This window comes from Paraburkholderia sp., assembly GCF_024281035.1.
Classification (GTDB): Bacteria; Pseudomonadota; Gammaproteobacteria; order Burkholderiales; family Burkholderiaceae; genus Paraburkholderia.
On sequence record NZ_JAMXLH010000066.1, the window covers coordinates 138,956 to 152,940 of the forward strand.

At 63.9% G+C, this 13,985-nt stretch carries 12 protein-coding genes; 7 read left to right on the top strand and 5 right to left on the bottom strand.

Features of this window, described 5'->3' with window-relative positions; genetic code table 11:
* The first annotated feature begins 77 nt into the window (after nt 1–77).
* From Q0L30_RS21885 to iolB, 6 genes are read left to right on the top strand one after another with little or no spacing between them, the layout of a single operon-like run.
* Complete coding sequence (locus Q0L30_RS21885; protein ID WP_296661742.1) at nt 78–1,256, top strand: ABC transporter permease; 1,179 nt, start codon at nt 78–80, stop codon at nt 1,254–1,256.
* 13 nt (nt 1,257–1,269) lie between these two features.
* A complete protein-coding gene (locus Q0L30_RS21890) occupies nt 1,270–2,091 on the top strand; it encodes an ATP-binding cassette domain-containing protein (protein WP_296661743.1) in 822 nt (273 codons plus the stop codon).
* 59 nt (nt 2,092–2,150) lie between these two features.
* Nucleotides 2,151–4,193, top strand: coding sequence for a 5-dehydro-2-deoxygluconokinase (gene iolC, locus Q0L30_RS21895; RefSeq protein ID WP_296661744.1), 2,043 nt, complete (start codon nt 2,151–2,153; stop codon nt 4,191–4,193).
* Nucleotides 4,190–6,223 (top strand): 3D-(3,5/4)-trihydroxycyclohexane-1,2-dione acylhydrolase (decyclizing), encoded by a 2,034-nt coding sequence (gene iolD, locus Q0L30_RS21900; RefSeq protein WP_296661745.1) that lies wholly within the window; start codon nt 4,190–4,192, stop codon nt 6,221–6,223. Before iolC ends, iolD begins: the two co-directional genes overlap by 4 nt.
* Before the next feature lie 34 nt (nt 6,224–6,257).
* Entirely contained in the window at nt 6,258–7,172 is a 915-nt protein-coding gene (gene iolE / locus Q0L30_RS21905; protein WP_296661746.1) for a myo-inosose-2 dehydratase, read from the top strand.
* The gene (iolB, locus tag Q0L30_RS21910; RefSeq protein WP_296661747.1) at nt 7,169–7,972 is read left to right on the top strand and encodes a 5-deoxy-glucuronate isomerase; all 804 of its coding nucleotides are present in this window, start codon (nt 7,169–7,171) and stop codon (nt 7,970–7,972) included. The genes iolE and iolB overlap by 4 nt, the downstream gene beginning before the upstream one ends.
* 66 nt (nt 7,973–8,038) lie before the next feature.
* Here iolB and Q0L30_RS21915 read toward each other — a convergent pair whose 3' ends face one another.
* Both Q0L30_RS21915 and Q0L30_RS21920 read right to left on the bottom strand, forming a co-directional pair.
* Nucleotides 8,039–8,344 (bottom strand): helix-turn-helix domain-containing protein, encoded by a 306-nt coding sequence (locus Q0L30_RS21915; protein WP_296661748.1) that lies wholly within the window; start codon nt 8,342–8,344, stop codon nt 8,039–8,041.
* Complete coding sequence (locus tag Q0L30_RS21920; protein WP_296661781.1) at nt 8,344–8,640, bottom strand: DNA-binding protein; 297 nt, start codon at nt 8,638–8,640, stop codon at nt 8,344–8,346. The genes Q0L30_RS21915 and Q0L30_RS21920 overlap by 1 nt, the downstream gene beginning before the upstream one ends.
* 240 nt (nt 8,641–8,880) lie before the next feature.
* Here Q0L30_RS21920 and Q0L30_RS21925 point away from each other — a divergent pair, with 240 nt between their 5' ends.
* Nucleotides 8,881–9,576: a pyridoxamine 5'-phosphate oxidase family protein gene (locus Q0L30_RS21925; RefSeq protein WP_296661749.1), complete on the top strand. Its 696-nt coding sequence runs from the start codon at nt 8,881–8,883 to the stop codon at nt 9,574–9,576.
* A gap of 811 nt (nt 9,577–10,387) precedes the next feature.
* Here Q0L30_RS21925 and Q0L30_RS21930 read toward each other — a convergent pair.
* The 3 genes from Q0L30_RS21930 to Q0L30_RS21940 all read right to left on the bottom strand — a co-directional run bounded on the left by Q0L30_RS21930 (nt 10,388) and on the right by Q0L30_RS21940 (nt 13,734).
* Nucleotides 10,388–10,825, bottom strand: a complete 438-nt coding sequence (locus Q0L30_RS21930; RefSeq protein ID WP_296661750.1) for a hypothetical protein — start codon at nt 10,823–10,825, stop codon at nt 10,388–10,390.
* A complete protein-coding gene (locus Q0L30_RS21935; RefSeq protein WP_296661751.1) occupies nt 10,825–11,382 on the bottom strand; it encodes a nucleotidyltransferase domain-containing protein in 558 nt (185 codons plus the stop codon). The genes Q0L30_RS21930 and Q0L30_RS21935 overlap by 1 nt, the downstream gene beginning before the upstream one ends.
* 678 nt (nt 11,383–12,060) lie before the next feature.
* The gene (locus Q0L30_RS21940) at nt 12,061–13,734 is read right to left on the bottom strand and encodes a methyl-accepting chemotaxis protein (protein ID WP_296661752.1); all 1,674 of its coding nucleotides are present in this window, start codon (nt 13,732–13,734) and stop codon (nt 12,061–12,063) included.
* Between the last annotated feature and the right edge of the window lie 251 nt (nt 13,735–13,985).

Genomic DNA, 13,985 nt, shown 5'->3' on the forward strand with positions numbered 1-13,985 from the left:
TTTTGGCCGACGGGTTTGTACCAGGCCTGAGTAATCGCCAAAGCGCTTGCTCAGGCCAACAGAGCAGAGGAAAGATCATGGGCGTAGCCGGTAAGCACTTCCCCTCACACGCACACGACAGCAGCGCGCAAGACCCCGGCGGCACGCCGCAGGCATCGGCAGGATCCACCCCGACCGATGAACGCATGCGCCGCGAACCGTGGTTCGGGCATCTGCTCGGCCGCCCCGAATTCGCCGCGATTTCAGGCACCGTGCTCATCTTCGCCATCTTCGCCATCGGCGCGGGCGGGTCCGGCATGTTCGATCTCGACGGCGTGATGAACTGGTCGCAGGTCGCAGCCTATCTCGGCATCCTCGCCGTCGGCGCATGCCTCTTGATGATCGCGGGCGAGTTCGACCTCTCCATCGGCTCGATGATCGGCTTCGCGGGCATGATGGTTGCCATCCCAACCATGTACTTCCACTGGCCAATCTCCCTCTCGATTCTCTTTGCGTTCGCCGGCTGTGTCGCACTCGGCGCGCTCAACGGGTATCTCGTGATGCGCACGCGGCTGCCGTCGTTCATCGTCACGCTCGCATTCCTGTTCATCCTGCGCGGCCTCACGCTCGCCCTGTCGATCATGTTCGCCGACCGCACGATCGTCTCGGGCGTCGGCGACGTCGCGAAAGCCGACTGGCTCACCAACCTGCTCTTTCACGGCACCGCGTTCAAGGGGCTCTTCGTCATGCTCGCGCATGCCGGCATCGGCAAGATGCTCGACAACGGCCAGCCGCTCGTGCCCGGCGTACCGAAAGTGCTGCTCTGGTGGTTCGCGCTCACCGCAATCGGCGCGTTCGTGCTCGCCAGAACGCGTTACGGCAACTGGATTCTCGCCGTCGGCGGCGACGCGAACGCCGCCAAGAACGTCGGCGTGCCCGTCAAGCGCGTCAAGATCTCGCTCTTCATGCTCACCGCGTTCTGCTCGTGCCTCTTCGCCGTGCTGCAGGTGTGCGACATCGGTTCGGCCGCCGCGGACCGCGGCATTCAAAAGGAATTCGAGGCGATCATCGCCGCGGTGATCGGCGGCACGCTGCTCACAGGCGGCTACGGCTCGGTTATCGGCGCCGCGTTCGGCGCACTGATTTTCGGCGTCGTGCAGATCGGCATTACCTACACGAACATCGATTCGGACTGGTTCCGCGTGTTCCTCGGCATGATGCTGTTGATGGCCGTGCTGTTCAATCACTACGTGCGCCGCCGCGTCGCGCAGTCGTAACCGGGAGCCCGCCATGTCCGACACGATCACTGGCAAAAACACAGATAACAGCGCCGACACGATCCTCGCGCTCGAAAACGTCAGCAAGTATTTCGGCAAGGTCATCGCGCTGAACGGCGTCACGATGCGCTTGACGCGCGGCGAAGTGCACTGCCTGCTGGGCGACAACGGCGCGGGCAAGTCCACGCTCATCAAGACGCTCGCGGGCGTGCACGCGCCCTCTTCCGGCCAGTATTTCGTGGACGGCAAGCCCGTGCATTTCGCTTCGCCCAAGGAGGCGCTCGACCTCGGTATCGCGACGGTGTATCAAGACCTCGCGCTTGTGCCGCTCTTGTCCGTGGCGCGCAATTTCTTCATGGGCCGCGAGCCGCAGAAGAAGTTGTTCGGCTTTCTGAACGTCATGGATCTCGATGCGAGTGCAACGATCGCGCAAGACCGGCTCGCGGAAATGGGCATCAACGTGCGCGATCCGCATCAGGCCATCGGCACGATGTCGGGCGGCGAGCGCCAGTGTCTCGCGATTGCGCGTGCAATCCACTTTGGCGCGCGCGTACTGATTCTCGACGAGCCGACCGCCGCGCTCGGCGTCAAGCAGAGCTTCAATGTGCTCAAGCTGATCCACAACGCGCGCGCCAAGGGCATCTCGGTGATCTTCATCACCCACAACGTCCATCACGCCTACCCCATCGGCGATTCGTTCACCCTGCTCAATCGCGGGCGCTCGCTCGGCACGTTCACGAAAGAAACCATCAGCAAGAACGAGGTGCTCGACATGATGGCCGGCGGCGCGGAGATGCAGAAGCTCATCGCGGAACTCGACGGCGCGACGGTCTGAGCACAAGACGACAGCATTGCAACGGCACAGCAACGGCACCGATCTCACGAGGAATGCACATGGCCACGACCCGCTCCCCCGCCGCCGCGGCTTCGCGCTTTGCGCCCGGCAAAAGTCGCGACGTCGTCTGCCTCGGCCGCCTCGGCGTCGATCTCTACGCGCAGCAAGTCGGCGCGCGGCTCGAAGACGTCTCGACGTTCGCGAAGTATCTGGGCGGATCGTCGGCGAACATCGCATTCGGCTGCGCACGGCTCGGTCTGCGGACGGCCATGCTCACGCGCGTCGGCGACGATCATATGGGCCGCTTTCTCGTCGAAACGCTCGCAAAAGAAGGTTGCGACACGAGCCACGTGCGCGTGGACCGCGAGCGCCTGACGGCACTCGTGCTGCTCGGCCTGAAGGACCGCGACACGTTTCCGCTCATTTTCTATCGCGAGCACTGCGCCGACATGGCCGTCGACGCGCAGGATTTCGACGAGACATTCATCGCCTCATCGAAGGCGCTGCTCATTACCGGCACGCACTTTTCCACCGAACACACGAACCGCACGAGCCTCACGGCGCTCGACTACGCACGGCGGAACGACGTGCGCACGGTGCTCGACATCGACTATCGCCCCGTGCTCTGGGGCCTCACGGGCAAGGCCGACGGCGAGACGCGCTTCATCGCGAGCGAGGGCGTTTCCGCACATTTGCAGCGCATCCTGCCGCACTTCGATCTCGTGATCGGCACCGAAGAGGAATTCCGCATCGCGGGCGGCGCGGCATCGCTCATCGACGCACTCGCGCGCGTGCGCGAAGCGACCCGCGCCACGCTGCTCGTCAAGCGCGGCCCGCTCGGCTGCCAGATCATCGAAGGCGCGCTGCCCGCATCGCTCGACGATCTGCCGATGCAACGCGGCGTCGCGGTCGACGTGCTCAACGTGCTCGGCGCGGGCGATGCATTCGCCGCGGGCTTCCTCTCGGGATGGCTGCGCGACGCGCCGCTCGAAGACTGCGCGCGCACGGCCAACGCATGCGGCGCGCTCGTGGTGTCGCGCCACGGCTGCGCGCCTGCCATGCCGACGCCCGCCGAACTCGACTACTTCCTGCGCGAAGCCGCAGCCGACCCTGAGCGCATGCGCCGCCCGGACCGCGACGCCACGCTCGCGCGCCTGCATCGCGTGACGCCCGCACGCACGCCTCGCGACGAGGTGCTCGGTTTCGCCTTCGACCATCGCAATCAGTTCTTCGATCTCGCGCAGCAAGCGGGCGCCGACGAATCGCGCATCGCGCAACTCAAGAATCTCCTGGTCGTTGCGGTTGCCCAAACCGAACAGGCGCTCGGTCTGCAAGGACGCATCGGCGTTCTGATCGACGACCACTACGGCCAGGATGCACTGAACGCCGCGACCGGGCGCGGCTGGTGGATCGGCCGCCCTGTCGAGTTGCCCGGGTCGGTCCCGCTCGTGTTCGATCATGGCCGCTCGATCGGCACGACGCTTGCGAGCTGGCCCATCGAGCACACGGTGAAGTGCCTCGTGCAGTTCCATCCCGACGAACCGGTCGAACAGCGCATCGAGCAGGAATCGCAATTGCGCGCGCTCTACGACGCCGTGCAGGCAAGCGGCCACGAACTGCTGCTCGAAGTGATTCCGCCGAAGCTCGACGGCGCGCCGAACGCGCCCGACACGGTGTGGCGCGCACTCAAGCGCCTCTACAACATCGGCATCTATCCCGAGTGGTGGAAACTCGAACCGATGGACGCCGCGCAATGGCGCGCCATCGACGCGCTCATCGCCGAACGCGACCCGTACTGCCGAGGCGTCGTGCTGCTCGGACTGTCGGCAAGCGTCGAGCAAATGCTCACAGGCCTGCGCAGCGCGGCGCAGTCGGCGACCTGCCGCGGCTTCACCGTGGGCCGCACGATCCACCACGAGCCTGCGCTCGCGTGGCTCGCGGGCGAGATCGGCGACGACGAACTGATCGCACGCGTGCGCCGCACGTTCGAAACGCTGATCGCGACGTGGCACGACGCACGCAGCAACGCGCACGCCAATGCGGATGGCAACGCACAAGCGAACGGCGACCGATCGCAGACGCACGAGGAGAGAGCAGCATGAACCAGCGCATCGCTTCCGCCGTGAACGAAAGCCAGCCTGCATCGACGCACGCGGCGCACATGGCGTCCGGACAGACCGTGCGTCTCACGGCTGCGCAGGCGCTGGTACGCTACCTCGCTGCACAGCGCGTCGCCTGCGAAGACGGCTCCGGCCGCACCGAACCGCTCTTTGGCGGCGTGTTCGCGATCTTCGGCCATGGCAACGTGGCCGGGCTCGGCGAAGCGCTCTATCAGTGGCGCCACGAGTTGCCCACACTGCGCGCGCATAACGAACAGGCGATGGCGCACAGCGCGATTGCCTACGCGAAGGCGCAATTGCGCCGCCGCATGATGGCGGTGACGACGTCGATCGGACCCGGCGCGACCAACCTCGTCACGGCTGCGGCGCTCGCGCATGTGAACCGTCTGCCGATCCTGCTGCTGCCCGGCGACATTTTCGTTTCGCGCGCACCGGATCCCGTGCTGCAGCAGGTCGAGGACACGCACGACGGCGGCCTCTCCGCCAACGACGCGCTCAAACCCGTTTCGCGCTACTTCGACCGCATCGTCCATCCCGCGCAACTGCTGACGGCGCTGCCGCGCGCGCTGCGCGTGCTGACCGACGCGGCGCTGTGCGGCCCCGTCACGCTCGCGCTGCCGCAGGACGTGCAATCCGCCGCGTGGGACTACCCGGCGAGCTTTTTCACGCCGCGCCTCGTGAGTTTTCATGCACCCGCGCCCGTGCAGGCCGAAATCGACGCCGCACTGGCCCAGTTGCATCGCGCGAAGCGTCCGCTGATCGTCGCGGGCGGGGGCGTGCTGTATTCGCACGCGTCGGAGGCGTTGCAGTCGCTCGCGGCCGCCCGCGGCATTCCCGTCGCGGAAACCCAGGCCGGCAAAGGTGCGCTCGCGTGGGACGATCCGCTCAACGTGGGCGCGATCGGCGTGACGGGCTCGCCCGCAGCCAACGCGCTCGCCCACGACGCCGACTACATCCTCGCCGTCGGCACGCGGTTGCAGGACTTCACGACGGGATCGAATTCGCTGTTCCAGCACGCGCACGTGATCGGCGTCAACGCCAACGGCTTCGACGCGATCAAGCACGACGGGCTCGCCGTGCAGGCGGACGCACGTCTCGCGCTCATCGCGCTCGCCGACGAACTCGTGAACTGGCGCGCCGAGGCCAACTGGACCGCGCACGCGCTGCAACTCGCAGGCGAGTGGCGCGCGAGTGTCGACCACCTCACGCATGCGCCGCAGGATCGCAGTTGCCTGCCCTACGACGCCGATGTGATCGGCGCCGTGCAACGCTCGTCGAGCCGCTCGCCCACCGACGACATCGTCGTCTGCGCGGCGGGCACGCTCCCCGCCGAGTTGCACAAGCTCTGGCGCGCGGGCCAGCCGGGCGCCTATCACGTCGAATACGGCTACTCGTGCATGGGCTACGAAATCGCGGGCGGGCTCGGTGCAAAACTTGCGCGGCCCGATCGCGAAGTCATCGTGATGCTCGGCGACGGCAGCTATCTGATGATGAACAGCGAGATCGCGACTTCTGTGATGCTCGGCGCGAAACTCATCATCGTCGTGCTCGACAACCGCGGTTACGGCTGCATCAACCGCCTGCAGCAGGCGTGCGGCGGCGCACCGTTCAACAATCTTTTCGACGACTGCGCGCAGGGGCCGCTCGGCGCGCCGCGCATCGACTTCGCATCGCACGCGCGCTCGCTCGGCGCGCAGGCGGAACACGTCGCCAACGTCGCCGAACTCGAAGCGGCGATGCAGCGCGCACGCGCCGCGTCGCGCACCTACCTCATCAGCATCGACACCGATCCCACCCGCACGACCGACGACGGCGGCTGGTGGTGGGAAGTCGCGGTGCCCGAGGTGTCGTCGCGCGCCAACGTCCGCGAGGCGCGCAAGCAGTACGACGAGCGGCTCGCCGCGCGCAGCCGCCGCGAGAAAAGCGGCGGCGTGGACGAGGCAGGCAGCGCCGCCAGCGATACAAACAGCGACGCGGGTAATAACACGGACAACGACAACCCGGCGCAATGACGATCCACGGCAACAGGTACGCAGAGGTACGCACATGAGCGCATTCGACGTACGCATCGGCATCAATCCGCTTTCGTGGATGAACGACGACCTGCCGTCGCTCGGCGGCGAAACGCCGCTTTCGGTGGCGCTCGCCGAAGGGCGCGAGATCGGCTACGAGGGCTTCGAACTCGGCAACAAGTTTCCGCGCGAGCCGCAGGCGCTCAAAACGTTGCTCGCGCAATATGATCTTGCGCTCGTATCCGGCTGGTACTCGGGGAGGCTCGCGCGCCGCAGCGTCGAAGAGGAAATCGCCGCCGTCGGCCCGCATCTCGACCTGCTGGCACAAAACGGCGCGACGGTGATGGTGTACGGCGAAGTCGCCGATTCGATCCAGGGCGCAGCGCGTCCGCTCTATCAGCGTCCGCGCTTTTTCACCGACGCGCAGTGGGACGCCTACGCCGCGCGCGTCGATGCATTCGCGCGCCACACGCTCACGCGCGGCGTGCGCCTCGCGTATCACCATCACATGGGCGCCTATGTCGAAACGCCCGCCGACATCGACAAGCTCATGGCACGCACGAGCGACGCCGTGGGTCTGCTGTTCGACAGCGGTCACATCACGTTCGCGGGCGGCGACCCCGTGCGCGAACTCGACAAGCACGTCGCACGCGTGTGCCACGTGCATTGCAAGGATGTACGTCCCGCGGTCGTGAAGCTCGCGCGCAACCGCAACTGGAGCTTTCTCGACGCGGTGCTCGCGGGCGCGTTTACCGTGCCCGGCGACGGCGCGGTGAACTTTGCGGCGATCGTGGAGCGCCTCAAGCGCCACGGCTATCGCGGCTGGCTCGTTGTCGAGGCCGAACAGGACCCCGTCATCGCGCCATCCTATGCGTATGCACAGAAAGGCTGGCGCACGCTGCGCGCGCTCGCCGATGCGCCGCTCGATGCAACGAAGGAGGCAGCATGACTTTGCTAGTGAAGGCCGCGCGCGAAGGCCAGACGATCGCGCGCGTGACGCCCTCGACGGCAGGCTGGCAGTACGTCGGCTTCGCCGCTTACCGGCTTTCCGAGGGCGATGTGGTGTACGTGTACGAGAAGGAACGCGAGAGCTGCATCGTCGTGCTCACGGGCACGGTGGATATCGAAGCGGGCGGCGAGCGTTGGTCGGGGATCGGCTCGCGCGACAGCGTGTTCGAAGACGCCGCACCGTATGCGCTCTACGTGCCGCCCGGCGTGAAAATCACGGTGCGCGCGACACGCAGCGCCGAAGTGGGTGTCGCGAGCGCGCCCGCTAAAGGCACGCTGCCCGTGCGGCTGATCGAGCCCGCGCAGATGAAGCGTTCGACGCGCGGCAAGAGCCTCAATACACGCTATATCTGCGATATCCTGCCGCAAACCGAGCCCGCGGAATCGCTGCTCGTCGTGGAGGTGCGCACGCCGTCGGGTCATTCGTCGAGCTATCCGCCGCACAAGCACGACGCCGACCGCCTGCCGCAGGAGAGCGCGCTCGAAGAGACGTACTATCACCGCCTGAGCCCGCCGCAGGGCTTCGCGTTTCAGCGCGTCTACACCGACGCGCGCGACCTCGACGAAACAATGGCCGTCGAGGACCACGACATCGTGATGGTGCCGCGCGGCTATCATCCGGTGGTGGTGCCTTACGGATACGACTCGTACTATCTGAACGTCATGGCGGGTAAATGCCGCGAATGGCACTTCCATAACGATCCCGCGCATGCGTGGATTATTGAGCGCGATGCGAAGTGAGCGGTTTGAAGCGGCTCAGGATTCCTTCAGCAGATCACGGGGGCGTTATCCAATGTACGGGCAAGTCTAGGCCGCGAGTTCAGCCGCCAACTCCGGATGTTTGATAATCAGGCGCAACAAACACAGCACAGCCCCCGGGGGAGCAAAGCGACCCTGCTCCCAATCGCGCAGCGTGGCAACTGGCGTGCCAATACGTTCAGCGAACGCTGCTTGCGTCATGTTCGACGCCTCGCGCGCCTGGCGCACGAGTATCTGCTCCGGAGTCGTCACGCGTCCGGCACGAGTCCTGGCTTCTTCAAGCGCCTGACGCAGATCGGGCAGCGACTCGCCCGCATCGGCCTCAATGGCTTTGGCAATCTTCTCGACGTTCATCACAGCACCTTTCGAATGTCCTGAGGGAGCAGGTTCTCACGCTCGGCCTTGGCATAGACCGCCACGAGCAACACAATCTCCTCGTCGGTGAGGTCAAAGTAGATCACGCGAGCACCGCCCGACTTGCCAGTACCCGCGCGTTTCCAGCGTACCTTGCGCGCCCCCTCAGCCCCCGGAATCACATCCCCCGCATCGGGGTTCGCTGCGATCCAGGCAATAAAGTCGAAGCGCTCCGCGTCGGACCAAACACGTTCGGCTTGCTTCTGAAAGGTTGGGGTTTCGATCACTGTCCACACGATCAACATTGTACGGGATTCCCTCACATCATCAAGTCACTACAATTGGCCGCCAGCGTTCGGAATTGGTGCACTGTCATACCCAGGCTACGGTGGTGTCACCGGATTTTTTTGCGGGCCGAGCCCCATTACGCTTGTCACGCGTAGCATGACTCGACGTAACATCGCGTTTCGACGTCCTCAATTTCGGGAGAGACGCGTCAGAAATCGTTCCCGTGTAAACGTACTGGATGACTAGCAATGCAAGCAGCCCCCCAAAAGACCTACCCAACCACGGAACAGCACCGCGTGAAACGAATCGCATGCCGCGCTTCGTATGCGCCAGAAGTTGTTCACGCGATCCTTGACGCGGGCTACGTCTGCCACATCTCCTTCGTTGAAGCCGGCCTGCCACAGATCATCCCGATGACCTATTGGCGCGACGGAGAACACGTCTACTTCCATTCCGCCGCGCGCGGACGGTTCGCCGATGCCTGTTCCTCCCGCCCCGTCGCGCTGTCGGTGACGCTGATGGACGGACTCGTCCTCGGCCACAGCCCGATCAATCACTCGGTGAATTTCAGATCGGTCATCCTCCATGGCCAACCCGAAGTGATCCATGGCCGCGAGGAAAAACGCGACGCCATGCGTGAGTTCTTCCGCCGAACGCTCCCCGGCCGCTGGGAAACGCTGCGTGATGTCCGAGAAGACGAACTCGATTCGATGACCGTCTTTCGATTGTCGATAGACCAGGTCGCCGCGAAGGTGCGCAACGAATTTCCGGATCAGGAGGATCACATGCCGGAAATACCGGTATGGACCGGCATCGTGCCGTGCTCGACGGTTTTCCGGCCGCCGGTGGCCGATCACCGGTTTCCGTCCGAGCCGCTGCCGGATCATCTGAGGGAATTCTCGGGCAAGCCCGAATTCGCGGATCGCGTCGACGGGACACGATAGACTCTGCGCGACTAGTGCCCGGTATCAGACCGAAGAGAGGTGGCCGCGCAGATTCGGACAACGGGATAAGTGGACCATCGAGCGCGATGCGAGGTGAACGGCTTGAAGCGCCCGAATGCAAAACGCCGCCTTTTCAGGCTAGCCGTTCTGTTAAAGAGTTGCTAAGGGGTTCCTGATTTCCCACATTGACGCCTCAGTCAACGACTGGGGCGTTTTCTTGTCCACGGAAAAATCTTCTTCAGCCAAAGGGGCGTCGCCCGGGACGCCTCCAACGATTCCGTCGGCCGTTTCCGGGTTTCAGTCCAACTTCTGCCGTAACCCAAAGTACGGCAACTTTGGCGTGCCGCCCGGTCCTCCAGGCAAGCGGGGCCGCCCCGCAGATGGTGCCCCAACGGCGCGAAAGCCCGGCGACTACAAGGTCGTGGCCAAAGGCAAGGACTTGCCCTCGCTGGAGTGGAGTCTGTGCGGCGAAGTCTTCCTGATGCAGAGCAACGCGGCTGTCGGTGGACGAGCTTCTGCGGATATCGGCGTATCTCGAGCCCGTTCTCCCCCATTGTCCCAACGAGGCCTGCGCCCTCGCGACGGCACCTCCAGACGCGGCGCATTGCACCAGATATGCCGTAAACGCCCACGGAACGCCGCGTTTTAGATGCGTCGGATGCTCAAAGGTGTTCGCGTTCAAGCACGGCGGCAGACCGACCCAGGGGCAACGGCACACGCACCACAACCGGGACATCTTTGTTCACCTGATGAACGCGATGCCGCTGCGCCGCATCATCAACTTCCTGGGTATCTCGCTGTGTACTTCGTCTCAGGGTGCCCCGGTTAGTGCATGCGCGACGGGTAAGTATTTGGTGAGAATGTCCAACATTGTCGTTGCCTCAGCTTTTGAAACTGGAGGGAACGGTGAATGATAGGACGTACCATTTCGACGTTCGTGTGCCTTTGTGATGAACGCGAATTCTTGGGTTGTGACGCCCAAGGAGGTCGATACACGCTGGATGGCCAGATTGCGCCCCGCATCCTTGGTCCGCACCTCGTAGAATTCCAAGATGGCTTGGACGACTTGAAAGTAGCCTTCGTAGGCCATGGTGAAGATTTGTAGATGCCGGTCAGAGTCCAGTTTCTCAGCAGTGGCGCGGTAGTCCGCCGCATTCCGCAGGAAGCCGACGATGGCTCCCGGGGTCGGTGCAACCGCATCGAAAGCTTTCGTTTTGATGAGATTTTCGTATTCGGCTGGCCGTGGCATCACACTATCTTCAGAATGGGACCTTGAGCAATCTGACTCATTATGGGGTCGGATTTTACCAGCTCCGCCCATTCGTCAGGCGTGTACGACGAGAAGTTGACCGAGCGCATCAAGTCTTGCTCAGCGGTGTGAAGTGCCCCGGATAACTCGAGAAGAGGAGCGTCTCCAACGACAATCAGGTCGATGTCGCTTTGACCACGGTCGGTGCCTTTAGCCACGGAGCCAAACACGAACGCCGAGGTGATGTGGCCCGCGAATGGCTCAAGAGCTTCTCTTAACGGCTCTACAACGGCAAATGACTTGCGCGCGATGCTGAGCAATTCCGGATAGAAAATGAACTCCGGGTTGGCTCGAATGCTCCGCTGATTTCCTCGTCGAGCGTCTTCGAGTAGTACTCCGATCTCGACCAAGCGGTCCACTTGCTTCTGAGTACTGCCGCGCCCATTCTCCGCAAGACGCAGCAATTCCCTTAGCGTGAAACTTCGGTCCGGCTGTAGCAGGGTCGCGCCGAGTACTCGCTGCAAGCCCGGTGGGAAGAGGAAGTCCGCAAGACTCATTGTGATTTCTCTGGCTAAAAGTCGTATTTCCCAAGTGCAGCGGTCAACAGCGCGCTGAACATCAAGAGGGCCACCTCCCCCCAAAACAGCATCCATGATTTATGGACGAACGTCCATATTTTATGGTCAATTGTCCATGATTTATGGACAAACGTCCCTATTTTATGGATTTCTCTGTTGTCTTGCAATTGCCCACATCGAGCAAATTCGTCGAAAAGGTATCTGAAAGCGTCCCTGACGGGTATCGACCGGTTCTTCATGCGGGTGCGACGCGCCCTGACGCTCGCAGAACGAGGTATCACCAGTGCGAACGCTGGCCGAAGAGTCTGGTTCGGGAAGAACGCGTATAACCCCGAGGTGCGGGTCAAGCTGCGCGCCATCTTCCGCACCTACTTTAACTATTGGGAGCCCGGTTATGACGGCGCGACCCCGGCCATGCGTCTTGGGCTTGCACGAGGGCCTGTTGCGCCCGAAGACGTCATGCCCGAGCAGCCGGAGCGCCAACGCGCGAGTGCCGCGGCGAAGTAATAACGAGCCTATTCACAAACATTAGACCCGCCAAAAGCAAGAGCCCTCTCGAAATCGAGAGGGCTCTAAATTACCGCCTTACCAACTCTTTAACAGAACGGCTAGCCTTTTCAGGCGGCGTTTTGCATTACAGCCAGGCAAGCAAGGCACTCAGGCAAGCCTGAACTTCCCGACAAGCCGCTTGAGCGTTTTCGCCTGATCGTCGAGCGACTGCGCAGCCGCCGTCGCCTCTTCGACAAGCGCCGCGTTCTGCTGCGTACCGGCGTCCATCTGCGTCACGGCGCGGCTGATTTCCTCGATGCCCGCGCGCTGCTCGTGCGACGCCGCCGAAATCTCGCCGATGATGTCGTTCACGCGCTTCACCGCCTTCACGACTTCGTCCATCGTCTGACCGGCGTCCTGCGCGAGCGTGGAGCCGTTCGCCACGCGCTCCACCGACGCGCTGATCAGCGTCTTGATCTCCTTGGCCGCCGCCGCGCTGCGCTGCGCGAGGTTGCGCACTTCGCCCGCCACGACCGAGAAGCCGCGACCGTCCTCGCCCGCGCGCGCGGCTTCCACCGCCGCGTTCAGCGCAAGAATGTTGGTCTGGAACGCGATGCCCTCGATCACGCCGATGATGTCCGCAATGCTCTTCGCGCTCTCGTTGATCTCGTTCATCGTCGCGACCACGCGGCCCACCACGCTGCCGCCCTTCTCCGCGATCTCCGAGGCATTGCCCGCAAGCGTGCTGGCCTGTGCCGCGTTTTCGGCGTTCAGGCGCACCGTCGACGTGAGTTCCTCCATGCTGCTCGCGGTGCGTTCGAGCGCGACCGCCTGTTGCTCGGTGCGATGCGAGAGATCGAGATTGCCGGTCGAAATTTCGCCCGACGCAGCGGCAATGGCCTCCGCACTCGCGGCAATTTCCGACACGGTCGAGGCGAGCCCGGTTTGCATGTCGCGCAGCGCGCCGAGCATGCTGGACGCGTCGCGCGCATCGACCTTGACCGGCTGCGCCAGGTCGCCCGAGGCGATGCGGCTCGCGATCTCCTTGGCGTGCACGGGTTCGCCGCCGAGCTGCCGCGCGATGCGCCGCACGACCCACTCGCCCATGACGAACGCGAGCACGAAGAGCGCGACCGTCGCGACGGCCATCATGACGAACGACGATTTATAGATGAACCCGGCCGTATCGATGGTCGCCTTCGCGGCCGTGCCGCGCTGCGTCACGAGCTGGTCGACGAGCTTTTCGAGTTTCTCCGTTTCGACGAGCAGCGACACGTCCTGCGTGCCGACCTGCCAGTTCATCTGCGAGAGGTCGAGCGGCTGTGCCTTCACGAGCGTCACGAAATCGCGTAGATGGCCGCTCCACGTCGAAGTCGCGGCGGCGAACTTCTTCTCCTGATCGAGCGCCTCGCCGCCGGACTGCGCCGCGTATTGCGCGAGCGAGCCCAGCTCGCGCTCGAGCGCGGCGAGATCGCGGTCGATGTCTTGGCCCAGTTCATCGCGCTCTTTCGCGGTCGTGGCGGTGAGCAGCATCTTTTGCGCACGGCTTGCGCGCAGCAGGTGGCCACGCGCCTCTTCGGCGGCGCGGCTGGCGATATAACCCTGTTCGTAGATCGATTGCGTCGAGCTGTTGAGACGGCTGATCTGTGCGAGCGAGAACACGCCCATGGCAAGCGTGCCGATGAGGAGCACGGCAAAGGCAATCCGCAGCGTCCCCTTCACCGAGAACGATTTGCCGTCCCCGCCCCGCGCGGCACGCGTCGTGCGTGTGCTGGCGCCCGCGGCCCCCGTGTCCTGCGGCATGAATCCGGCGCGCCGGCTGGCTTGTGATGCTGCTTTCATGTGGTTACGTCTCCTGCTTGTTGTAGAGCGCCCGGGAGCTGCGTCGCGGTCCGCCAGAACCGGTTCTACGGCAAAGCAGGACGCAAACTTTAGCCCTCCGCTGTCGTGCCCTGATCTGTCGCATTCCGGCCCCGTCCCGTCACGCCTCGTGAGCGTGCGTACGGCGGGTTATACCCGGCCAAAATGACGGACCAATAAATCGCTCCAGAATCTGTTGCGCGCGCGCCGCAACGGTCGCCGTCGCGGCGCGC